Origin of the sequence: Syntrophomonas wolfei subsp. wolfei str. Goettingen G311, assembly GCF_000014725.1 — a bacterium.
Taxonomy (GTDB): domain Bacteria; phylum Bacillota; class Syntrophomonadia; order Syntrophomonadales; family Syntrophomonadaceae; genus Syntrophomonas; species Syntrophomonas wolfei.
The window spans coordinates 619,271-640,694 of record NC_008346.1 but is presented as its reverse complement, the minus strand read 5'-3'; the positions used below and the strand labels follow the sequence as shown (position 1 = coordinate 640,694).

Sequence of the window (21,424 nt, the reverse complement as noted above, 5' to 3'; positions counted from 1 at the left end):
CCCACCTACTTCCTTTTTATCTTCTTCATTTGAGGACCGCCAGGGCTGGCCGTACCGCCAACTGTGAGTTCTTTTATACGCATAGTAGGCTGGCCATCAGATACCGGCACCCCCTGGCCATCCTTGCCGCAAACCCCGATAGTAAAGCCCAAGTCATTTCCCAGCATATCTATATCCCTGAGCACCCGGGGCCCATTACCGGTAAGGGTTGCTCCCCGTACCGCTTCTTTTATTTCCCCACCTTCAATAAGGTAGGCCTCCTGCACATCAAAGACAAAATCGCCATTAATGGTATTAACCTGCCCACCACCCATTTTTTTAACCAACAAGCCCCGGGGAGTGGCTTTTATTATCTTTTCCGCTTCCTCCCGCCCCGGGGCAATAAAAGTATTGCTCATCCGCGGTATAGGCTTATGCTGGTAGGATTCCCGCCGCCCGTTACCGCTGGAATCCTTCTTTTCCCGGTTGGCTGTTAAGCGGTCATACATAAATCCCTGCAATTCGCCATCCTGGATTAAAACACTGCGCTCTGCCGCCTGGCCTTCATCGTCCATGCGAAAACTCCCATAATGCCCCTCCAGGGTAGCATCATCAATAACCGTCACCCCAGGGGCCGCCACCATCTCTCCGTATTTTCCCTGGTAGACGGAAAGCCCCTTTTGCACCAAATCAGCTTCCAGCCCGTGACCGCAGGCTTCGTGCACCATGGTGCCGCCGGCCTCGCCTGCCAGTACCACCGGCATACTACCCGCCGGAGCAGGAGCAGCGGAGAGCATCTTCAAGGCCAATCTACCGGCTTTTTCCGCCATAGTGGTAAAGTCTATTTTATCTAGTATTTCCCAACCGGAAACGGCCCCGGCCGATTCATAGGCGCTTTGTATAAGCCCGTTCCGGCTGGCTACCGCGTTAACGCCCAGCCGTACCCGGGAATAAGCGTCTTCCAACAGTTCACCATCGCTGTTGGCTATCTGTATCTCCTTATGAATATCGCTTAGAGCCATGGTAACCTGGCGTATTTCCTCCCCCAGATCCCGTACTACCTGATTGGCCGCTAAAAGCTGGTTAATCTTGTCAGCATAAGTTAAGTCCCATAGCAAATCCCGGGATATCCGGCCAATAGCAGGCTCTTGGCTGGACAGGGATAGGGCTTTTTCCTGGGCTGGCTCGGCCTTTCCCAAGGCCTTGCCGGCGGTTGCTGCAGCTTTCAAAAGCCCTTCTTCCGATAAATCATTGGTATATACATAAGCGGTGTTGCCCTCTTTAATCACCCGGATACCGGCTCCTTTTTCCCGGCCGCTGGTGATTTTATCCACCCGCTCATCTTCATAGATTACTTGACTCATTTGTTTTTCTTCATAATAAAGCTCGGCAAAATCGCCGCCCTTTTTCATGGCTTCATCCAAAGCCCTCTGCAGTACAGATCTTTCTAACACGGATTTCCTCCTGCTTCCTTCTTTATTTCCCCATATTCTAATATCTTTCCTACTGTCCCATTATATCCTAATTCTTATTCTACTCCAAAAAACTATGGGTAATCATTCCATAGATTTAATTATTTAATCGGCCCGGAAAAAAGGATTGCGAACCCCCTGGAGCTGGGAATAGGCATTGCCCTCTTTCTTCCCAGCCAGCGAAGGCAGCGCACTCTGGTCAAAGAAAGAGGAAATAGAAAGGTTTAAGACTATATCTTCAGCTTCATAAGCCGTAGAACTTTGAAGGCTTTGCACTGAGGGAGTTGGAGGTATTTCTTCCTCTTCACTTACATATTGGTATTGGCTTTTGTTTTTTTCCTCCTGGCTTTCCGTCTGGGCTATGGCTTCCTTTGCTGCTTGCACCCGATTGCGGGACATTTTGCAGTGCTTAATAACAAAAACACGTGGAGATTCTTCTATGGCAGATATAAAATTGAGCAGGCTCAGATAAGTTCCTTTGGCACTAATACTTAACTCCAATTCTTGAAACTTTCCTTCCTCATTCGAGCTTGGTCCGGTCTTTTCTTTCTGCCCAGCAACGCTTCCGAGCAGTGAATATCTTAGTGCGCTTATGCTAATTCCATTTTCTTTTGCGCTAATATGAAAAAAGCTTAATATTTCGGGAACACATGGAGAGGAGGGTATGGCGATTTCCATGTTATCGCTTTCTTTGGGTAGTAAATAAGCACTATCGTACTCTATATGACTCTGGATAAGTTTTTCGTCTTGTTGGATTTTCATCTGCAAGGCCTGGTTCTCATCCCTCAATCGCTCAGTTTCCTCTTCTAAAGGTATCAAACAAAAGCGGTAATAAAAATATATTATAACCATAAATCCTAGAAAACAGCTTAAGACTATTTCGCGTTTTGACAATTTCAATCTGCTTCTTCCCCCCAGTTTATTTCTACCCTGAACTCTATTTCTTCTTTATTTTCATCCAGGCTGGAAGAAAGCAGTACCGGATTTCCAAAAGAGCTTTTTTCTCTAATTCCGGCCATTAAGAAGGAGAGTTCCTGGTTGTCAGCAGCATAGCCTTGAATTGCAATTCTCCCCTTTTCCATCTCTATTCCCAGTAGCAATATACCCGGGGAAAGACTTCTCTCTATTTCCTTAAAAACAGCAACATAGGATATCTGCTGCAGGCGGGTCTCCTCCAGGAACTTTCGTTTACGCCAGGCATTTTCCTCGTTCTTTTCTTCCATTCTTCCCGCACGAGCTATGGGTAATAGCTCTTTGGCTCTTGCTTCCAGATTTATATTTAGCTTTTGCTGTAGCAGCATTTCCTCATGAGCTGACTGGTAATAGTAATACATCCCCCCGCTCAGGAGTAAAAGCAGCATAAGTCCCAGGAAATATGTTGCTTTCTGCGCCTTAACCCCTTCTTGATTGAGTAGATTGATAGATATCCAAGAACGATGCCTCATCCCAGCACCCCCCGGCTAGCCAGTCCTATTGCTACGGAAAAATCGCAGCTTAACTCCTGCTTATACTGCTCGAACTTGGGGGGTAAAGCCAAAGTAGCAGGTAGATTGAGCGTTGGTACTATAGCATTTAATACCATACTTAAATACCCTGCCAAACCCTTAAGCTTTGCTCCTCCACCACACAAAAGAATTCGGGCAATTATCATTTCTCTTTCTTGTGGCTGAAATAGACTAAGCATTTGCTTTACCCTGGCTAAAAATTCCTCCATAAGCTCTTGAAGCTGAAGGTTCTCTGTAATATCCACTTCTTCCAATAATATATTATCACCCAGAATATCTATCATCCCCTCCAAGAAAGAAACAAAGCTCCTCTGGAAGAGAAGTTTTTCTTGCTGGAAAACAGAAAAACAAGCATATGAATACCCGATATTTAAAAAAACAGTTAAATCTTTTCCGTTGTTGTTATTCCAAAGCCGATTAAGAGCCAGAGCGGGAATTTCCACTACGGTCAGGCGTAACCCGGCCAGAGTGCAGACCTTCTTTAAATGCTCCACCTGCAAGCTTTGTGCGGCTGCGAAAAACACTTCCCTTTTACGGCCTTGGCCGTTCTCTATTTCCCTTAAGAAAAAAATATCAAAGGCTGCTTCATCCAGGGGAAAAGGGAGGAATGAAGAGGACTGGTACAAGGCTGCCTTCCTGCTTTCCCTCCTATTCATTCGCGGCAAAATAAAGTTATCAAAAAATATTTCTTGATTGGATAAGGCCGATATAACCTTTTGACCTTTCCAGCCCATCTCCTTGACCAGTGAGGAAATTGCTTTCCCTAGTTCTACAGGAGCTATAATCTTACCGTACTCTATTACTCCATTTGGTGTTGGCATTGAGGCAAAATCCATTAGTTCCAAGCCTTTTTTGACTTTCTTTACCCTGGCCAGCTTGATTTTCTTGCTACCTATGTCCAAACCAATTCCAGTAGCCCGGAAAAGCATGACTATACCTCCCCCTTCATTACTACTAAATTGCTTGCTGAACTTTTTGGCATTTAGCAAAGTCTCCAAAGCATGTCCCTATAAAAACTTATTAATTCTATTTGATACATCCATACCAGCCAAGCGGCTATAGCGAGAAAGGGAGCAAACTTGATAGCTGTCTTAAGCCCTGCCTGGCCCTGTATTAATAACACTACAGCCCATAATCCCCCGAGCCAGGATGAGATAAGAATAACCATTAGGGCTCCCGAAAATCCAGTAAATGCACCTATAAGCGCAGCCAGTTTTATATCCCCTCCACCCATACCCCCACGGGAGATTAGAGCTATAAAAAGAAATATTAGGCCAAAACCCACAGCTCCCAAAAGTGATTGCTTAATACCTATGGTGACAAAACCCAGGCCTAAACCCAATAAAAGCCCGGTGAGGCTTAAAGTATCAGGGATAATACCCTTATTTATGTCGGTAAAAGCAGCGGCTACCAGGATGGCGGTTAATACCACCCCGCTAAATGTTTGCATAGAGAATCCCCATTTTAGAAAAACCAGCATCCAGAGAATAGGGGTAATTATTTCCACCAGTAAATATTGAGCCGGGATACTTTCTCGGCAATAGCGACATTTTCCACGCAAAAGGATGAAGCTAAGCAACGGCAGGAGGTCAAGAAGGTATAGTCTATGACCGCAGGCAGGACATCGACTGGAGGGGTAGAGAAGAGATTCTCCCCGGGGAAGTCGATAAATGACTACATTTAGGAAAGAAGCCAGAAGTAGAAAAAATATGGCCATCAACACATAATAATACATAAAATAACACCCATTTTCTCTCGATACCTGGAGTTTCGGAAGTCGGAGGTTTTTAACTATCTGTTTCCAGGCAGTAGTATTCTATTACTGCGCTCTCATAGGGTTGTGGACTGCTAGCGGTATAGGTATATAGCAGTTTCACTTTTAGCTTCTTTTTCGCCTGGTTATAAACAGCGGTTGAGGTTAAGCAATAGCGGCACTTTTTCTTCCCACTTTCCTGGAGCTCGTCTTCCTGGGGTTTACCGTTATTGCTCTCTAAGTCAACCGGGCTACAGGCAAACTCCTCAGCTTTTTCTGTAACTTTAATCTGGGCTTTTATACCATCTGAGATAGTTACTTCTTCCTCAAATTCAGCCGGCAAGCCTCTATGCCATATTTCTTCTATGGCCCATTCAACCCCGCCATCAGCAGCTTGTTGGGCCTGTTGTGATTGAAATAGATAAAAACTCAGTTTCTTTTCTATACTGGCCAGCTCTATTGCAGCGATTCCCCAAATAGTGCAAAGCAGCATTACCATTAAGGCCATGAGCATGAGAGCTCCATCCTCGTTCTTAAAAGCATTCACTATTCACAATCCCTCCTGCAAAGACTTCCCCGTTACATCTCCAGTTCCCTATTACTCTGGGGTAGTGCTGATACGGGAGCGAACTGCAGTACTAAGACGGTAAATTTCATTATTTACAGAAGATTCCACGGTGATTGTGATTAAATCGGAATCCGAACTGGATTGAAAGTTTAAATAGTTAATATTTTGTACCAGAGCCAGGTTGTTTCGCCGCAGGTTATTGCTGTGGAGAAAATAATGGATTTCTTCTGCTGGCTTTCCCTCTACAGGTAAATGTAGTATTAGTTGCTCACTATTTAAACTGCTACCTCCTTGCGGCGGACAGGAAGAAAGAATATCCCGGGTAATCCACTGCATTGCCGTTCGCGCATAATGATGAGCTTCACAGGCGGCAGATTGTCTTTCACTGCCAGTAAACATCAGCCAGTTAAGCAAAAATAGACCAGAGCCTACCAGAGAAACCAGGCTCAGGGCCAGCAGCACTTCCAGCAGGGTAAAGCCTTGTGAGCTGTATCTATTCACAACCCGCTCTCTCCTTTTCTCATCATTGTCAGCAGGCAGAGCTTTTGCTTTTGCTCTCCTTCATACCAAGAAAGGGTTACCCGAATGCGATAAAGTCTATCCAAAGCGTCAACCTTTTCCATATCGATCCGGGCGCTAATCCCCGGCGGAATAGCGGGCGTATATCCTTCCCCCAAGCCCAATATCTCCGGCTCTGCCATTGAAACACTCTTTATCTTTTCCGGCTTTTCCCGCAATTCTTCCAGCAAAGAAGCAGCATAATATGTGGCTGTGCTTTCATAACGGGAATGCTTTATCCATATCGTTGTAGTTGAAAATATAGCCAGGGCCATATTGCTTATTATGGTAAAGATGACCAGGGCCAACAGCACCTCCAAGAGAGTCATAGCTTCCTGACCTGGCCAACTTCGTTGTATCTTTCTCGACATAAACCAGACTCCATTTCTTAGCTATAATTAGAGCTAAGCGCTACTATTTTTAATTTTCCTGGCAAAAGTAATAAGCATTGCAACAGTTGTTTTTAATCTTTTGCCGTATCCTTAGCATGAGTTACTATTGCCTTACCACCCTCATCAATCTTTAATCTATATTCACCTGTATCCATTGGGTTCTCGGGAATCTCTTTGAGAAAATCCGGCACCAGCTTTTCTCCCGTCTGGCCTTCTGCTCTAAAAAAAGTATCATTGGAAAGCGGAACCGCGTTTCCATTTTCCGGTATTTTCCCAGTTTGTCCAGTCTGCATATACCAAAGTTCGGCGGCTTCTCTTATTATCTTCTTATTAGCCTCATCAGCTTTTTCCTTGGCCGTTTCTAAAACACCTGTGAAACGGGGCACTGCCAGTCCAGCTAAAATACCTACGATAGCCATGACCAGGATTAATTCCACCAGGGTGAAACCTTTTTCTCCAACTTTTCGCTGGCCCAAATCCAAAAATTTGAGCATACTATCCCCTCTTTCCTCTCAATTAAATGGCTTTATGGCCAAGCTCCATCCCCCTCTTTTTATTCCCGCAAGCTACAACACTCAGGCCATAATCTTCATTAGGTCAAAAACAGGAAGAATAGTGGCAATTATGATTCCCGTTACCAGTATAGCGACAAATATGATCATAACAGGCTCTACTGCAGCCAGCAGTATATTAATCGTATATATTACTTCTTGTTCATAGTAATCTGCTATTTGGGCAAACATGCTATCCAGGCTCCCGCTTTCTTCGCCTATTGCTATCATCTGGGCAAACATGGTATCAAAAATAGCCGTAGCCTCTAGAGGTACGCTGATGGATTTGCCTTCGCTTATCTCCCGCCCGGCCTGTCGTATAGCCTGGATAACCACTTCATTTCCCACCACTCCTCCGGCCACTTCCAGTGCTTGTAGAATAGGGATTCCTGCCTGTAAGAGAATGGCCATAATTCGGGCAAAATGAGCCGCTATTATTCGGGATAAAAAAGTTCCCCAGAGGGGCAGACGCAAAAGAAACTTATCCGTAAACTGCTTTCCCGGGTTCGTTTGTATCCATATTCTATGTATCAGAGCTATTGCTATAATGGCCAGTAATAAGGCTATCCAATACTTATTTAGAAACAACCCCAAATTCAAAAGCAGTTGTGTTGGCAGGGGAATTTCTGCCCCGGCTGATGCAAAAACATTAACAAATGCGGGCATAATAAAGGAAATAATGAAAAATATGACCAGCAACGCCATTAATGTTATGATTAGCGGATATATTGAAGCTGCCTTTATTTTAGCGTTTATATCCTGCTCCCTTTCCAGATGATGACTAAGGTTTTTAAGTACCGTCTCGAGAGTACCTCCCATTTCCCCAGCTTTAATCATGTTTATATAAATGCTGGAGAAAACTTTGGGATGCTGGGAAAGGGCCACCCAGAGTGCCTGTCCCTGCTCAATATCATCATGAATTTTGAGCAAAGCCTTCTTTAAGGTCCGGTTGCGGTTTTTTTGTCCCATTACTTTAAAAGCTTTTATGATGGAAAAACCAGCTGTAAGCATGGCCAGGAATTGCCGGGTAATCATAAGAACTTCTTTCTTGCTCACTTTAAGGGAAAATAACTCTCTATTAATTACCGGACTGGTTCTATTTACTTCTTGTAAAGATATGATGTAATAACCTTGCCGGAGAAGATTACGTATCAGGGAATCGCGGTCTTTTGCTTCCTGCAGTCCTCTTAGCACTTTACCCCGTGAATCTCGAACCTTATATGTAAATTCCAAAGCCTCTTCACTCCCGCTTTATAACAGATCAAGGAAATGATCCTCCTGGTGTTTTAAATCAATAAGTTTAACTTCTTCCCCAAACTAGACCTTGCTTGCTCGCCTCTTCGTCGCTTATTAGCCTTTGGTGCCATAGCTCCTGCATCGCCTTTTCCATGGTTACCATCCCAAAAGAACTACCTGTTTGCATAGAGGAATAAATCTGATGTATCTTATTTTCGCGGATAAGGTTACGCACCGCAGGAGTAGCTATCATTACTTCAACTGCCAGTATCCGTCCCTTGCCATCAGCACGACACAGTAGTTGTTGATTAATAACGCCTTGCAGGCAATTGGCTAATTGTAGGCGCAACTGGGTCTGTTGATGAGGGGGAAAGATATCGATTATCCGTTCTAAAGTCTGTATTGCTGTTCCTGAGTGCAGTGAGGCCAGAACCAGGTGACCAGTCTCAGCCGCAGTAATAGTCGTAGATATGGTTTCCAGATCCCTCATCTCTCCCAACATAATTACATCCGGGTCCTGTCGCAAGGCTGCGCGGAGCGCCTGCGGAAAAGACTTACTATCAGCTCCAATTTCCCTCTGATTAACAATGCAATTATGGTTACTATGCAAGTACTCTATAGGGTCCTCTAAAGTTAAAATGTGGAATTTACGGGATTGGTTCAAGAGGTCAATCATAGCTGCTAGAGTAGTGGACTTCCCGCTCCCACTGCTCCCGCTTATAAGGACAAGTCCTTTTTCCTGCATTGCCAGTTCCCTTACTATCGGTGGCAAGCCTAACTCATCCCATTCCGGGATCTTAAGCGGTATAATTCTTATGGCCAGGGCCCAGGAGCTGCGCTGTTTAAAAAGGTTGACCCGGAACCGGGCTATTCCAGGAATTGAATAAGCAAAATCTACCTCGCCCTGTTTTTGAAAAGCTTCCATAATCCCCTTATGAGGAATAATTTCTCGGGCCAAGCTCTGGACTTCCTCCTTACCCAAAAGCAAATCTTCAGGCAGTGAGACTAAATGACCATTTACTCGATACAATGGAGGTTGGGAATAGCCCAGGTGAACATCTGATGCTCCCATTTCCACAGCTTTTTTTAATATTTCCTCTAGCTTTATAAAAGCCAATTCATAATCCTCCCATGAATATTGTTTTCATTACTTCTTCCAAAGAACTCCGGCCCTCTCTAGCTTTAGTAATAGCATCTAGCATAATACTAATCATGCCATTCTTAATTGCCGTTTTCTGCAAGCGGTCCTCTGAACTTTCCCCCCGGTTGAGCAAGTCACGAATTTCCGACCCTAAAAGCATTATTTCCTGCAGAGCAATTCGCCCCCGGTAGCCCGTGTTACGACAGGCCCTACATCCCTTTGAACGAAAAAACACCCGTCCTATATCGAGCGGTAAACCCAACTTTTTAGCCAACTGCTCCTCAATCGTATATTCCTGACGGCAATAGCAACACAATTTCCTCACCAATCGTTGTGATACCACCCCAGCCAGTGAGGAAGCCAGCAAGAAGTCTTCAATCCCCATATCCCTTAACCGCGTAATGCTCCCAGCGGCACTATTGGTGTGTAAGGTGGAAAAAACCAGATGCCCGGTTAAAGCAGCCTGTACCGCCAGCCGTGCTGTTTCCCTATCTCGGATTTCACCCACCATGATAACGTCAGGGTCTTGCCTCAATATGGCACGTAAGCCGCTGGCAAATGTCAGTCCGGCTTTAGGATTTATTTGCACTTGATTGACTCCAGGAAGAGTATATTCTACCGGATCCTCCAGGGTGATAATGTTTTTCTCTATGGAATTAATCTGGGTTAAGATGGAATAAAGAGTGGTGGTTTTTCCGGAACCAGATGGGCCCGTAACCAGAACCATACCTTGAGAGCAATGGGATAGTGCCAACAGGTTTGCCTGGTTGTTGGAACTAAAACCTAATTGTCTGATTTCTGTTAAAGCATTAGCCCGATCTAGTATACGCAAAGCCAGCTTTTCTCCCCAGGCGGTGGGCAAAGTGGAGGTGCGAAAATCAACTTCTCGCTCTTCGATAGTGGCTCGAAAACGTCCATCCTGTGGCAGCCTCTTTTCTGAAATGTCCATACCGGCCATTATTTTTATTCGGGAAACTATCGGAGACAGTAAGCTAAGCGGGAGCCGGGCGGCTTCATAAAGCTCGCCATCCAGGCGAAAACGCAATCTGATATCCTGCTGTTCCGGCTCAATATGAATGTCACTGCAACCCTCTTCCACTGCTTGGGTCAAGATAGAATTCACCAAAAGGACAATGGGAGCATCCTGGTCAAGCTTTAAAAATCGGGGGTTTTTACGGATATTAACAAAATTATCATCTTGCGGGTAGTTTCCTAGCAAATTCTTTGACATGACCAGGCAACCTCCAAAAGTAGCTTATAGACCTGGCAAAACCTCCCCTGTTTTTGAATAAAGAGAGTTTTTCAACTCTGTTACCAGGCCTGTCTTATTTCATTCGTTTTTATTACCTTTATATTTGCCATATTTAAGCATCGGAAGAAACTGCGAAGCAGTTTCATCACAGCGCTACAACGAGGCGGAAGATTAGCCTGACCGTTAAAGAAGCAGGGGACATATTTCACCTCGTTATATTAATGCTACTATATTTTAGATTTTATTAATAGTATTTTGACAATTATGTTAACAATATCTATTATTGCGACCATTTCTTCCTTTAGTTTTAATTCATTAGATAATATAATTTAGAAAGAAGTGATTGAAATTATCGACCATACTAAGGAGTTGATCAAATGGCAGATGAACTCTGGCGCTATTACTATTTTTTGGAAGACGATGCTGATAATTTTACTCCATTAAAAGAAATACTACAGAAAAATAAGGTCAATTATTACCCTAACTATTCTTTCAAGCTCCTGGAAGAAGAAAAAAGCTTCTCCTACCAATTGAAACAGGATAATTTATGCATTCTGGTATTATGTTGTTTGGTGGAAAAAAGTGATTGGGCGAATTGCCTTGCCTCAATAGAAGCTTGGGAGGAAGAATCTGGCATTAACACTGCGGATATCATTGCCGAGACTAGCGTTTTTCTTTCTACGAAAATGGCATGGGATGAATTCCTGCTATTCACACAAAAATTATCCCGGCAAAAAGAGGCCCTTAATATTGGAATCGAAGAAGGCCAGATGGCCCGACTTTGCCGTTTATGGCCCCAGGGTAAGGCCTTTTACGCTTGTCATTTGGATAAATACACCAGGCAGAACCGCAATTTTCTAGGAAGTGAACTTCCTTTATTGGAAGCCAGTCTCTTGCGCTTGCGTATGATTTCATCTTTCTTGAGAGAGCAGAAAAATACGGTGCTCAGGGAAAGGGAGCAATTGGATCAAGAGTTGTCCGCTATTCTTCATACCCAATTGGTTATGGAGAAAGGGAGTATGGAGGAAGCAATGGAGTTGGAGGAGCAAGTTGAAGGGCTATCCCGGGCTTATGGGAAAATAGCGGGAGACTATAACACCCTGTTGTCTGCTGCCAAGCGCCTTTCTTCCCTGTTGCAATCCTTCAAGCAACAAATAAGCTCTTTGCGTGGTGCGGATTTAAGTGAAGGTTTTATTAGTGATATGATTAATCCCTATTTAATTCGTCTGAGGGAGATAGAGGAAGCGCAAAACAGTGTCATAATATCCCGGGAAAACCACCGAGCGGCCATCGAAGTAGCCCGGAGCAAAATCGATATTATGAATGCCCGCTCCAACATTGCTACCCAGAAAGAAATAAGGAACCTAATGCAATTGAATGTTACCATTCAAAAACAAAGCCTGGTTTTTCAATATGCTGCCGGTTTGATTGAATTTATAGTTTTAGCATATTACAGCCATTCGCTATGGTCCCATCTAGCCCATGGGGCTTATGCAGTTATACCGGGCTGGATTCAGTTTCTGGTGGTTATAGCCTTTTCCGGCAATACCGTATATTGTACTCATCTGATGGCTGAGTACATGCAAGGAGATCATCATGTAAAGAATAAATTAATAGCCGCCGCCATTCCCTTGTTTTTGATATTGTTAATCGTAATAGCTGCCAGTTCTTTACTATCCTCTCCGCTTCCCCATTAACCCATCATTTTTAAGGCCTTAAGGCGTTCGGAGAGCTTTTTCAGATGCATATCTTCCTCGCGGGCTATCTGTTCAAACAATAGCCTGGTTTCCTGGTCTTCCGCCTGTTTGGCCAATTCTTTGTAGCGGTCACGGGCCTGAGCTTCGGCATTAACCGCCAGTTCCATGGCTTTTAAGAGGTTGGCATTCATATTTTGTCCCCCCATATTTTAAGGTCGCTGCAAAAAGTACTAAATACGGATTAGCTGGAATTCAAGTCTACTATCACTCATTGTTAGCTGAGTGCTGTATGAAGGACACCTCTAACTTTTCTTATTTAATTATAGCTAAACTTGAGGCCACTGCAAAAGTTATAAATATTAGTAATATCACTTCAATACGGTGTCAAAAGGGCCGTCCCCTTGACACCTTATAAGCTATTCTGAGCTTGCCGGATAGCTGCCAGCAGCTCTTCGCGGCTTATATCCTCGCTGAGTACAAAGTTTCCTATGCCCCGGGGTAAGACCAGGCGCAGCTTATGGTTGATTACCTTCTTGTCGTTCAACATGCCTTCATAAATAGCCGGCGGCTCGAAATCCGGCCAACGGATAGGAATACCCAGGCAACGGTAGAGCTTTATGATTCGCTCCAATTCATCCACAGTCAGATAGTTCTTTTCCCGGGCCAAAAAAGACGCAGCTATCGTACCCATAGCCACCGCCTCGCCATGCCGCAGCCGGGAGTAGTTACCCAGTTTTTCCAAGGAGTGGCCAAAGGTGTGTCCTAGATTCAATATGGCCCGCAGCCCGGTTTCTCTTTCGTCTTTGGCTACCACTTCGCTCTTTATCCGGCAGGATTCGTAGATTATTTTTTCCAGAGAGCCAGCTTCCTGCGCCTTAATAGCTTCGGCATGTGATTCCAGGTAATCGAAGAAATTGATATCATGGATTATTCCGTATTTCACCACTTCGGCCAAGCCGCTCTTATACTCCCGCTTGTCCAGGGTAGCCAGAGTCAAATAGTCGATGATAACCATGCGTGGTTGATGAAAGGCACCAATCAGGTTTTTTCCCTGCGGGTGATTTATAGCCACCTTCCCGCCTACGCTGCTATCCACCTGGGACAGGAGGGTGGTAGGAATTTGAACATAGTCTATCCCCCTCTGGTAGAGAGCAGCCACCAGACCGGCCAGGTCACCAACAACGCCCCCACCCAAAGCCAGTACTAGGCTGCTACGTTCTAATTGAGCTTCCACTGCCTGGTCCAAAACCTTGAAGGCTTCTTCCTGGTTCTTATACTGTTCTCCATCCGGCATTAGAGCCACACTTACGCTAAAGCCCTGCTTCTCCATAGCTTCTTGCACTTTCCGGCCATAAAGCGCAAAAACAGTCGGATTGCTTACCAATAGAATTTTGTCGGTCCTGCTTACCTGACGAAGTAAAATACCAGAGCTTTTCAATAAACCGCCTTCAATGTATATCGGATAGCTTCTTTCTCCCAAACTGACCTCTAATTCACGCAAGCTGTACATCCTTTCCCTGTTATGCTACCTTAAGCGCCGGGTTATTTCTTCAACAATCTCCCGGGGTTCCTTATTATTTGTATTGATGCGGAAATCAGTACAGGCATAAAAAGCCTCCCTTTCTTCCAGCATGGCTTTAATTTCCTCTTCCCCATACTCCTTTTTTATTAGAGGGCGGCTAGCTTTTTTTCGCTTTACTCGTTTGAGAATTTCTTCGGGACTAGCCTCAAGACAAATCAAAATACCATTTTCTCTCAAGGCCTCAATATTCTCCTGTCTTAATACTACCCCTCCTCCGGTAGCAATAACCAGGTTGCTTTCATGGCCAAGTTTTTGTGCCAGCAGCTTTTCCTCCGAACGAAATCTGATTTCCCCATGCTTGCGAAAGATTTGATTGATGGACAAACCGGTAATCTTCTCAATCTCCCGATCCATATCAATAAAAGCCATTTTCAGCTTTTCCGCTAGCCTTTGACCAACAGAACTCTTTCCTGTACCCATAAAACCGATTAATACTATATTTTTTCCCATTTCCACACCCTTTTCAAATAAGCCTGGTAGGTTGTATAGGACTTCCTGATTTCATCCAGGCTGTCACCAGAAAACTTCTCCAAAAAGGCCCGGGCTATAGCAAAAGCCAGCATGCTTTCCCCTACTATTGCCGCAGCTGGAACCGCACAGATATCAGAACGCTCAATATCGGCCTTCTCCTCCTGCCACAATTTTGTATTAACACTGGTCAAAGGCTTATAAAGAGTGGGGATAGGCTTCATATAAGCACGAGCCCAAACCGTCTCTCCATTACTTATTCCTCCTTCGATTCCTCCGGCCCGGTTGCTCTTCCGGTGGAGTCCCCCTTCCTCACTATAAAATATCTCATCGTGTACCCGGGAACCCGGTTCAGCAGAGTTGGCAATACCTTCTCCGATTTCCGCCGCCTTTATAGCTGGAATACTCATCAGTAAAGCGCAAATCTGACTGTCCAACCTGCTCTCCCAGCTTATATAACTACCCAATCCCGGCGGCACTCCGATAACTCCAACTTCAAAACTGCCGCCAAGCGATTCCCCCTTTGACCTGGCCTGGTCAATGGCCTCCCTCATCAGAGGCTCTTTTTCTGTATCCACCGAGTGTAAGGGGGATTCATCCACTTTCTCCCGCAAATCTTGCCAATTCTGCTCATTCACCTGCCAGGTTTTCACCTGCACCGGTCCTATGGATTTTACCTGACTATAAACCCTTATATTAAACGACTCCAAGAGCTTTTTAAACATGGCTCCGGCCGCTACCCGGGCAGCAGTCTCGCGGGCACTGGCCCTTTCTAAAATGTTGCGCATATCTGACTGATTATACTTCATGGCCCCGGCCAAATCAGCATGCCCGGGCCGAGGGCGATTTACGATTTTTTCTTCATGCCGCTTGCATTCTCCTGTCGCCATTATCTCCTGCCAGTTTTCGAAATCCTGGTTTCTTATAAGATAGGAAATAGGCGTGCCCAGGCTATAGCCATTCCTGATTCCGGAGAAAATCTCCACGCGGTCTGATTCAATCTTCATCCTGCCCCCTCGTCCGTAGCCCTTTTGTCTCCTTTGCAGTTCCCGGTTAATATCCTCTTCCCCTATTTCAACGCCGGCAGGCATTTGCTCAACAATACCAATAAGACCCTTCCCATGTGATTCGCCAGATGTAATAAAGCGTAACACCATCCGTGTCCCCCTATTTCTTTTTAATATATCCGCCTTGAAAGTGTTTGGGTTCCATAAAAACTACAAAGGCATCCGGGTCTTTTTCATATATCTTATCCGCCACAGCCACAGCCATATTGCGTTTGAGAAAAATATTTAGAACCAGTTTGGAGCCGGCCTTACCACTGGCTTCCCAACAAGTTACCGGAAAACCTTCTTCCCGTAATTCCTCCACAATATGACCATGCTCGCTGTCAATGGTTACCTGCACCCCCCGGTAACCCAGGGCAATCTTTTCTTCCAGGATAGATCCCAGGAGGATACCCAAGGCAAAACCAGAACAAAAGACCAGTAGTTTTAAGGGTTCATTCAGTGAACCGATTACCAAGCCCAGGGCTACGGTATAAATAAGGATCTCAAAAAAACCGATTATGGCCGCCGGTATTCTATCCCCGCGGATAACCAGAATCATCCTCACCGTTCCCAGAGAAACATCCAGCACCCGGGCCAGGAAAATAAAAATTAGTTCAAATAGCATATTACTCCCCTCATTCCCAGTTTAATGGAGGTTTATCGGAAACCCTAATCCTCCCCGCAGCCACGCTTACTATAATATAGCGTCTTTCCCCTTTTTGGTTTTCCAGGGTTACCGTTCCTGCGTGAGAAGGTACTCCTGAAGGCAAGAAAATACAGGCTGCTTTGTTATCATGCTTGGCAAAAGTGGTCAGGCCCAAATATGTAATACCCGGGCTTAATTGATAGGTGGAGCCATTTTTAACTTTATATTTGGTATCACTGGTATAAAAGTATATCACTTGCGATTGCCCGCAGCTTATGGCTTCCTGCCGCGCCATGCGCAGCACCCGGGACATTCTTTGGGCATCACTTTGCAGCCGCTGCTTTTGTATAATAGTCGAAAATTCCGGAGCGGCCAGGGCCAGGACCAAGCCAAGAATAGCGATGACAAGCAGGAGTTCAATCAGGGTCAACCCTTTTTTCGAGCTGATTTTGCACCACTTCCTTCATGTAGTCCAGGGGAGGCTTTTGCCCCAGCAGTATTTCCAGGGTCAGAGCTCCTTGCTGAACGAACATCCCCAGTCCGTTCATGGTTTCAAGCCCCAGTTCTTGCCCCAAAGATAAAAAACGGCTTTGCAGCGGGTTATAAATAAGGTCGCACAAGACGGCCCTGCTTCCCCGCAGATCCTCTTTACTTACCGGCGATTTACCAGTATCAGGAAACATCCCCACCGGAGAGCAGTTAATGATAATGCTGGCCGTCCGACTTAAACGTTGAAATTCAAGCGTGTTCATTAGGAAAGCTGAAGCTAAACTTGAGCTGCGGCTGGTTATGAACTCTGCCAGTTGCCTGGCCCGGGAGAAATCCAAATCCAAAAAATCCAGGCGGCTTACACCAAGACCAGCCAGAGCAAAGGCCACCGAGCGGGCTGCCCCTCCGGCTCCAATAAACAACGCCCTTTCTCCGGGGTCGATTCCTTCTTCCCGTAATGCTTCTACGAATCCCCGGCCATCAGTATTATAACCATGCAGGTGCCCGTTTTTATTCTTTATCACATTTACTGCCCCGAAGGCCGCCGCTTCGGGTGATAATTCATCCAAAAAGGGGATAATCTTTTCCTTGTAGGGGATGGTAACATTCAATCCTCGAAAATTCAGAGTGCGGATAGCGGAAGGAATTTCAGGCAGCTTTCCTTCCTCGATTTCCAGTGCTAGATAAATACAGTTTAAGCCCATCTTTTTAAGGGTAAGATTGTGCATCAGGGGAGAAAGACTATGCTGCAAGGGATAACCTATCAAGCCCATAAGTTCAGTTTTGATATCTAAAGGCACATTTCTTTCTCCTTTCTTAATGTGAGGAATACGGAGTAAGGAGTGAGGGGTTGGAGGCTCCCTAACTAGCTATTCCTAATAAAAAATAAAAACTCCCGACTTACCCCCGACATCTGACGATCTTCCCCCCAAACGCCTGACGCCTGATGTCTGACGACCTATTCGTCCGACGTCCGGCGACCGACGACTAATTCTTGGCGCAAACGGCGCAAAACAAAGTATTCCAGGCAACGGGATATTTTGGTGCCCGGAAACTCTCTCTTATCCAAGGGTACCACCAGAATCGTAAACAGGCCCGCCCGGTTTCCTCCCAAGACATCGGTAAATATCTGATCGCCTATTACTGCGGTTTCGGCAGCCTGGCTTTCCATTAGGGAGAGAGCCTGGAAGAAAGCCCTGCGCCGGGGTTTCTGAGCCCGGTGAAGATATGGAATCCCCAGGCTCCTGGCTACAGCCAGAACTCTCTGTTCGCCGTTGTTGGATAGGATACAGGCCTTGAAGCCCTGGCCCTTGATGTTCTCAAACCATTCCGCTATTTCTTGCCTTACTTCCCTTCTGTTCCACTCGGTAATTGTATTATCAAGATCCAAAATAAAAGTGTTAATCTTTATTTCTCTAAGTTTATCCAGCGGTATATCCAAAAGAGATTTAACATAGATTTGAGGATAAAGGAATTCAAACATTTACAAACCTCACTACTATTGATGATTTTCCAGCATTCGCTGCCGCAAGAGAGCAGCGGATAATTCCGGCGCCACCGGATTGGTGTAATAACCCGTAGCCATCTCAAAGCCATTGGTCACGATAAAGCGTGGATTTACCTCCATGAACCAGTGAGCCCCTTCCGAGCTAACCCCGTTTACCGGTCCGGTGTTTATCACGATATTATAGGAGGGATTGCTTAAAGAATCAAGCATAATAGTTAGAAAGGTTTTCAAGGTCCTGGCCAAATCAGATATCTCTTTTTCGCTTATATCACCGAAATGCTCTTTATGCTCTTTAGGTATTATCCAGGTCTCATAGGAAAAGCGTGAAGCATAAGGCGATAAGAGGAGAAAGTGTTCACTTTCGTATATTATTCGCTCCCCGTTTTCTTGTTCCTGCTCCATAATGGAACATAAAAGGCACTTTTGGTTCTGCTGGTAGTAGCTGGCTGGAATGGTCACATGCAACGGAACCATGGGAAGTGCCACTATCTGGCTATGACTATGCTCCTGAGAGGCACCGGCAAATAACCCCTGGTTTTTATAAATCTGAATATATTTGATACGAGGATCAACTGCCAGGGCCTGGTAGCGCTCCTTGAACATACGATAAATCAATTCTATTCTTTCCTGTGAAAACTGGTGAAATTCATAATTGAGACTTTTGCATAACTCAAAAAAATCCGTATAGCAAAAGCAAATATTTGAGTAACACAGCGCCACCGCTTTACAGTAAATTACAGTTAGTCAATCTAGTTACATTCGTTAATAAATAATTTCAGTAATTGGGCATACTCCTCCCTTTAAAGGGATAGTTCTTAAAAAACTGATAAAATATTATGCTGCTGATGATCTAGTACTGCTGTCTTGGTTTATTGCTATTACAGCTGCAATCATAGTTATAGCGCAGAGATAAGCGTGGGTTTCAACCTTAGTTATTTTTCTAACGTTTAGCCCGTCTTCTAAACCCAAGTTTTCCTTAAAACGGCTGAAACAGCGTTCTGAGTAGGTTCTCAAATTATATTGCTTCTGCCAGTTAGCAGAGCCCCGGTGGGGACTTGAAAATAACCTGGGATCGTCTTTAACTTTAGTTTTTACCACCATTCCATAGTTGCTATCAGAACACCAGGCGGAGCCAAAAGGACAGTCGCATTTACCCATAATATGAGGACATCTAAACTTGTTTACTCCCTGATAGGAACCCCAGTACACCATCCGATACCTAGCAGAACAGATGGGAGTTCCATCCCAATCAAAACCTTCTGGAGGTTGTTTAGCACCCCGCTTATTCAGGGCAATGATAGCTTGGGCGTGGTATTTATCTCTGATTACAGAATATATTTCACGGTGGTCATAGCCAGCATCCATCAGGAAGTAAACTATTTTGGACTGAGTATTGGCACAACATTTCTCAACCAACTCCAAAGCTACACTGGAATCAGAACAATTGGCCGGCGTTACCTTCATTGCTATGGGAAGCCCGGACCTTACATCGGTGCCAATATGGAGCTTGTAGCCAAACCACTTGATAGGGTTGCCGTTGGTATCACTCTTAATACCCCAATCAGCGGCATTACCATCCTGGATGATATTCTTGCGGGGAACGGACTTTTCATAAGCTTCTACCTTGGTAGCGTCAATTGCTACTGAACTAAGATCAAGAAGGCCCATTTCCTCTGCTTGTTTAACCAGGGAAGTAAACAATGTTTCTAAACAACCGCTCTGAGCAAGTTTTGAATAAAACCGGCTAAAACATGATTTGCTAGGCGCGGTACCAAATGGTTCAAAACCGCAAACATACCGTAGATGAGGATCATAAGTAAGTCGTTCAACCAGTTGAGTAAAGGTACCCATGTTCTCTAGTCTCATAGCTATCAGGGCATTTAACATCGCATAGGCTGGGTATGGTTTTGGTCCAACTCTTATCTCGCCAGGTTTATCTAATTTGCAAAGAACTGGTTTTAGATCAAGGGTGTTAATTATTTTCTCAAGCCTTGATTTCGGTTGTATTTTTAATGCGTCTTCAAAGGAGAAAATACAGTTCTGTCGAATATTCATAAGTGACTTCGCCTCCTACGGGTTATTTGTTTTGTCACTTATTAATTCGGCAAAATGGGGGTGAAGTCCTTTTTCTGTACGACTCAAACCCCATTATTTTGGGTCTTAACTAATGTGCAAAAGTCTCAATTATGATCTGAGTTTCCTATCACCACTTCCTGCTTTCCCAGGCCATTGCAGCTAAAGTATATCCCTGATCGTTCTTCCTGTAATTCTCCCTCCAGCTTAAAGGCAGAATACTTGCTGGGTACTGTGCGAACAATCCAACCCGGAGAATCCGGAACCGAGTTATCCTTTCTCACTGCAGCAATTTCCGGTGGAGTAAGCGATTCATTACCGGCACAAAAAGGACAGACTTTATCCTTGCGAACATAAGTACCATTTCGGTTAATCGGAAAAAACCTTGGTTCAAGGGCCTGTTCGGTAGCGATTAATACCCATTTGTCATGCAGCAAATCCTTTCTCAATTCCGGCATACCTGTCCCCCCTTAAAGCAGCCGCTTATTATTATAACGAGGTGAAATATGTCCGCTTCGTCAAGCGGTCGGATTCTTATTAACAAAAAAGGCGGTAGGTTCTAATCCCCTCCTCGTTGCAGCACTGTGTTAAAACTACTCCGCAGTTTTTTCCGATGCTTGATTAATTATATTCCCAGGAAAGACAATTAATTGCTCTGGTTTTAAACATACTCTATTAATTATATCTTTAACCCTGGCTGAATAACCAGCATAAAGTATCTTTATGGGAAATTTTATTCGAGAAAATGATTGCCCTGCAAAATAGTAAGATAAAAAACAGAAGGCACTTAATTTAGCCCCATTGGGGGGCAGGGAGGACGCCCCAGGAGTTTACCGTTTAATATCAAGAGGTGAATAAACAAGGGGGCTACAATGTAACCCCCTTGACCCCTCGGTCGTAATCCTTCAGATGCTTGGCTGCTCTCCAGTCCTCATCCTCTTGTTAGGCAAGATAATTGGTGTTTAGTCTAAGGCAAATTGCTCCGAGCTACTGACCTTAACGTTATCAGGTTTTTCTTCATGTCTTCTATACTCGTCAGTGTATTCCTGCCAGGGTTTGTCGTCTATGTTTATCCATAAAAAGCACATAATAATTACCTCCTTGGTTATTTCACTTTATTTTTCCCTTGGAGCCATCTATTATGTAGATTTTATTAGAACATATATCGCCATTTCCTTATCCGGGATTACAAGAGAACCGTCCATTTGTCATCTCCCTTGTCATCTAATATCGTTAAAAGAGCTTAATGACACAACAAAAACGTCCCCTTTTGTCCCCTGGATAATATTATTATAATTGTCATAGCGTTCAACACCATCCGGTAATATACTGATAAGGGTGAAAAAGTAAATTCCTATCTATAGCATTGGGCATAGCCAGTATAGTAAACACCTTGACGGTATTTCCGACTATAAAGGAAGTATCCTTTACTAACTGCCGGGATAAACGGGCTTTTAGTATGGTATTGATAGATTGAAAGACCAGCCGCAAGGTTTTTCACCACGC

The 21,424-nt window shown here is 44.6% G+C and carries 26 protein-coding genes; 1 reads left to right on the top strand and 25 read right to left on the bottom strand.

The window, feature by feature from the left end; translation table 11 throughout:
• Window positions 1–5: 5 nt before the first annotated feature.
• From SWOL_RS02755 to SWOL_RS02700, 12 genes are all read right to left on the bottom strand, one after another.
• The gene (locus tag SWOL_RS02755; protein ID WP_011639981.1) at window positions 6–1,433 is read right to left on the bottom strand and encodes a TldD/PmbA family protein; all 1,428 of its coding nucleotides are present in this window, start codon (window positions 1,431–1,433) and stop codon (window positions 6–8) included.
• Window positions 1,434–1,556: 123 nt separating this feature from the next.
• Window positions 1,557–2,351, bottom strand: coding sequence for a hypothetical protein (locus SWOL_RS02750; RefSeq protein ID WP_011639980.1), 795 nt, complete (start codon window positions 2,349–2,351; stop codon window positions 1,557–1,559).
• Window positions 2,348–2,896 (bottom strand): PilN domain-containing protein, encoded by a 549-nt coding sequence (locus tag SWOL_RS02745; RefSeq protein WP_041427318.1) that lies wholly within the window; start codon window positions 2,894–2,896, stop codon window positions 2,348–2,350. The genes SWOL_RS02750 and SWOL_RS02745 overlap by 4 nt, the downstream gene beginning before the upstream one ends.
• Entirely contained in the window at window positions 2,893–3,954 is a 1,062-nt protein-coding gene (gene pilM / locus SWOL_RS02740; RefSeq protein ID WP_011639978.1) for a type IV pilus biogenesis protein PilM, read from the bottom strand. Before pilM ends, SWOL_RS02745 begins: the two co-directional genes overlap by 4 nt.
• Window positions 3,939–4,673, bottom strand: coding sequence for a prepilin peptidase (locus tag SWOL_RS02735; protein ID WP_207635319.1), 735 nt, complete (start codon window positions 4,671–4,673; stop codon window positions 3,939–3,941). Before SWOL_RS02735 ends, pilM begins: the two co-directional genes overlap by 16 nt.
• A gap of 70 nt (window positions 4,674–4,743) precedes the next feature.
• Window positions 4,744–5,256: a PilX N-terminal domain-containing pilus assembly protein gene (locus SWOL_RS02730; protein WP_011639976.1), complete on the bottom strand. Its 513-nt coding sequence runs from the start codon at window positions 5,254–5,256 to the stop codon at window positions 4,744–4,746.
• A gap of 51 nt (window positions 5,257–5,307) precedes the next feature.
• Window positions 5,308–5,778, bottom strand: a complete 471-nt coding sequence (locus SWOL_RS02725) for a prepilin-type N-terminal cleavage/methylation domain-containing protein (protein ID WP_011639975.1) — start codon at window positions 5,776–5,778, stop codon at window positions 5,308–5,310.
• Window positions 5,775–6,206 (bottom strand): type IV pilus modification PilV family protein, encoded by a 432-nt coding sequence (locus SWOL_RS02720; protein WP_011639974.1) that lies wholly within the window; start codon window positions 6,204–6,206, stop codon window positions 5,775–5,777. Before SWOL_RS02720 ends, SWOL_RS02725 begins: the two co-directional genes overlap by 4 nt.
• A 92-nt stretch (window positions 6,207–6,298) precedes the next feature.
• Window positions 6,299–6,721, bottom strand: coding sequence for a competence type IV pilus major pilin ComGC (locus tag SWOL_RS02715; protein WP_011639973.1), 423 nt, complete (start codon window positions 6,719–6,721; stop codon window positions 6,299–6,301).
• 81 nt (window positions 6,722–6,802) lie between these two features.
• Window positions 6,803–8,011, bottom strand: a complete 1,209-nt coding sequence (locus SWOL_RS02710) for a type II secretion system F family protein (protein ID WP_011639972.1) — start codon at window positions 8,009–8,011, stop codon at window positions 6,803–6,805.
• A gap of 67 nt (window positions 8,012–8,078) precedes the next feature.
• Window positions 8,079–9,131, bottom strand: a complete 1,053-nt coding sequence (locus SWOL_RS02705; RefSeq protein WP_011639971.1) for a type IV pilus twitching motility protein PilT — start codon at window positions 9,129–9,131, stop codon at window positions 8,079–8,081.
• A gap of 1 nt (window position 9,132) precedes the next feature.
• A complete protein-coding gene (locus tag SWOL_RS02700) occupies window positions 9,133–10,386 on the bottom strand; it encodes a GspE/PulE family protein (protein WP_011639970.1) in 1,254 nt (417 codons plus the stop codon).
• Window positions 10,387–10,784: 398 nt separating this feature from the next.
• On the opposite strand from SWOL_RS02700, the gene SWOL_RS02695 reads away from it, so the two are divergent.
• Window positions 10,785–12,104: a GumC domain-containing protein gene (locus SWOL_RS02695; protein WP_011639969.1), complete on the top strand. Its 1,320-nt coding sequence runs from the start codon at window positions 10,785–10,787 to the stop codon at window positions 12,102–12,104.
• Here SWOL_RS02695 and SWOL_RS02690 read toward each other — a convergent pair.
• From SWOL_RS02690 to SWOL_RS02635, 13 genes are all read right to left on the bottom strand, one after another.
• Window positions 12,101–12,295 (bottom strand): ferritin family protein, encoded by a 195-nt coding sequence (locus SWOL_RS02690; RefSeq protein ID WP_041427311.1) that lies wholly within the window; start codon window positions 12,293–12,295, stop codon window positions 12,101–12,103. The genes SWOL_RS02695 and SWOL_RS02690 overlap by 4 nt on opposite strands.
• A gap of 218 nt (window positions 12,296–12,513) precedes the next feature.
• Window positions 12,514–13,614: a 3-dehydroquinate synthase gene (gene aroB, locus SWOL_RS02685; protein WP_011639968.1), complete on the bottom strand. Its 1,101-nt coding sequence runs from the start codon at window positions 13,612–13,614 to the stop codon at window positions 12,514–12,516.
• 15 nt (window positions 13,615–13,629) lie between these two features.
• Window positions 13,630–14,136: a shikimate kinase gene (locus tag SWOL_RS02680; protein WP_011639967.1), complete on the bottom strand. Its 507-nt coding sequence runs from the start codon at window positions 14,134–14,136 to the stop codon at window positions 13,630–13,632.
• The gene (gene aroC / locus SWOL_RS02675) at window positions 14,121–15,311 is read right to left on the bottom strand and encodes a chorismate synthase (RefSeq protein WP_011639966.1); all 1,191 of its coding nucleotides are present in this window, start codon (window positions 15,309–15,311) and stop codon (window positions 14,121–14,123) included. Before aroC ends, SWOL_RS02680 begins: the two co-directional genes overlap by 16 nt.
• A gap of 10 nt (window positions 15,312–15,321) precedes the next feature.
• A complete protein-coding gene (locus SWOL_RS02670) occupies window positions 15,322–15,828 on the bottom strand; it encodes a DUF2179 domain-containing protein (protein WP_011639965.1) in 507 nt (168 codons plus the stop codon).
• Between the two features lie 10 nt (window positions 15,829–15,838).
• Window positions 15,839–16,279, bottom strand: coding sequence for a GspH/FimT family pseudopilin (locus SWOL_RS02665; protein WP_041427308.1), 441 nt, complete (start codon window positions 16,277–16,279; stop codon window positions 15,839–15,841).
• Window positions 16,266–17,138, bottom strand: coding sequence for a shikimate dehydrogenase (gene aroE / locus SWOL_RS02660; RefSeq protein ID WP_011639963.1), 873 nt, complete (start codon window positions 17,136–17,138; stop codon window positions 16,266–16,268). Before aroE ends, SWOL_RS02665 begins: the two co-directional genes overlap by 14 nt.
• 158 nt (window positions 17,139–17,296) lie before the next feature.
• Window positions 17,297–17,821, bottom strand: a complete 525-nt coding sequence (locus SWOL_RS02655) for a YqeG family HAD IIIA-type phosphatase (protein ID WP_011639962.1) — start codon at window positions 17,819–17,821, stop codon at window positions 17,297–17,299.
• 15 nt (window positions 17,822–17,836) lie between these two features.
• Complete coding sequence (locus tag SWOL_RS02650; protein ID WP_011639961.1) at window positions 17,837–18,565, bottom strand: galactose-1-phosphate uridylyltransferase; 729 nt, start codon at window positions 18,563–18,565, stop codon at window positions 17,837–17,839.
• A 114-nt stretch (window positions 18,566–18,679) separates the two neighbouring features.
• A complete protein-coding gene (locus SWOL_RS02645; RefSeq protein WP_011639960.1) occupies window positions 18,680–19,900 on the bottom strand; it encodes a transposase in 1,221 nt (406 codons plus the stop codon).
• A 125-nt stretch (window positions 19,901–20,025) separates the two neighbouring features.
• Window positions 20,026–20,376: a galactose-1-phosphate uridylyltransferase gene (locus SWOL_RS02640; protein ID WP_011639959.1), complete on the bottom strand. Its 351-nt coding sequence runs from the start codon at window positions 20,374–20,376 to the stop codon at window positions 20,026–20,028.
• Between the two features lie 504 nt (window positions 20,377–20,880).
• Window positions 20,881–21,006, bottom strand: coding sequence for a hypothetical protein (locus tag SWOL_RS15040; protein ID WP_278078271.1), 126 nt, complete (start codon window positions 21,004–21,006; stop codon window positions 20,881–20,883).
• Between the two features lie 220 nt (window positions 21,007–21,226).
• Window positions 21,227–21,409, bottom strand: a complete 183-nt coding sequence (locus tag SWOL_RS02635) for a hypothetical protein (protein ID WP_041427305.1) — start codon at window positions 21,407–21,409, stop codon at window positions 21,227–21,229.
• Between the last annotated feature and the right edge of the window lie 15 nt (window positions 21,410–21,424).

What these genes read in the sequence shown, in the direction of transcription:
- SWOL_RS02745 (WP_041427318.1), bottom strand. Translation starts at nt 2,896, where the DNA reads ATGAGGCATCGTTCTTGGATATCTATCAATCTACTCAATCAAGAAGGG.
- SWOL_RS02735 (WP_207635319.1), bottom strand. Translation starts at nt 4,673, where the DNA reads ATGGCCATATTTTTTCTACTTCTGGCTTCTTTCCTAAATGTAGTCATT.
- SWOL_RS02720 (WP_011639974.1), bottom strand. Translation starts at nt 6,206, where the DNA reads ATGTCGAGAAAGATACAACGAAGTTGGCCAGGTCAGGAAGCTATGACT.
- SWOL_RS02715 (WP_011639973.1), bottom strand. Translation starts at nt 6,721, where the DNA reads ATGCTCAAATTTTTGGATTTGGGCCAGCGAAAAGTTGGAGAAAAAGGT.
- SWOL_RS02700 (WP_011639970.1), bottom strand. Translation starts at nt 10,386, where the DNA reads ATGTCAAAGAATTTGCTAGGAAACTACCCGCAAGATGATAATTTTGTT.
- SWOL_RS02695 (WP_011639969.1), top strand. Translation starts at nt 10,785, where the DNA reads ATGGCAGATGAACTCTGGCGCTATTACTATTTTTTGGAAGACGATGCT.
- SWOL_RS02690 (WP_041427311.1), bottom strand. Translation starts at nt 12,295, where the DNA reads ATGAATGCCAACCTCTTAAAAGCCATGGAACTGGCGGTTAATGCCGAA.
- aroB (WP_011639968.1), bottom strand. Translation starts at nt 13,614, where the DNA reads ATGTACAGCTTGCGTGAATTAGAGGTCAGTTTGGGAGAAAGAAGCTAT.
- SWOL_RS02680 (WP_011639967.1), bottom strand. Translation starts at nt 14,136, where the DNA reads ATGGGAAAAAATATAGTATTAATCGGTTTTATGGGTACAGGAAAGAGT.
- aroC (WP_011639966.1), bottom strand. Translation starts at nt 15,311, where the DNA reads ATGGTGTTACGCTTTATTACATCTGGCGAATCACATGGGAAGGGTCTT.
- SWOL_RS02670 (WP_011639965.1), bottom strand. Translation starts at nt 15,828, where the DNA reads ATGCTATTTGAACTAATTTTTATTTTCCTGGCCCGGGTGCTGGATGTT.
- SWOL_RS02655 (WP_011639962.1), bottom strand. Translation starts at nt 17,821, where the DNA reads ATGTTTGAATTCCTTTATCCTCAAATCTATGTTAAATCTCTTTTGGAT.
- SWOL_RS02645 (WP_011639960.1), bottom strand. Translation starts at nt 19,900, where the DNA reads ATGAATATTCGACAGAACTGTATTTTCTCCTTTGAAGACGCATTAAAA.
- SWOL_RS02640 (WP_011639959.1), bottom strand. Translation starts at nt 20,376, where the DNA reads ATGCCGGAATTGAGAAAGGATTTGCTGCATGACAAATGGGTATTAATC.
- SWOL_RS15040 (WP_278078271.1), bottom strand. Translation starts at nt 21,006, where the DNA reads ATGTGCTTTTTATGGATAAACATAGACGACAAACCCTGGCAGGAATAC.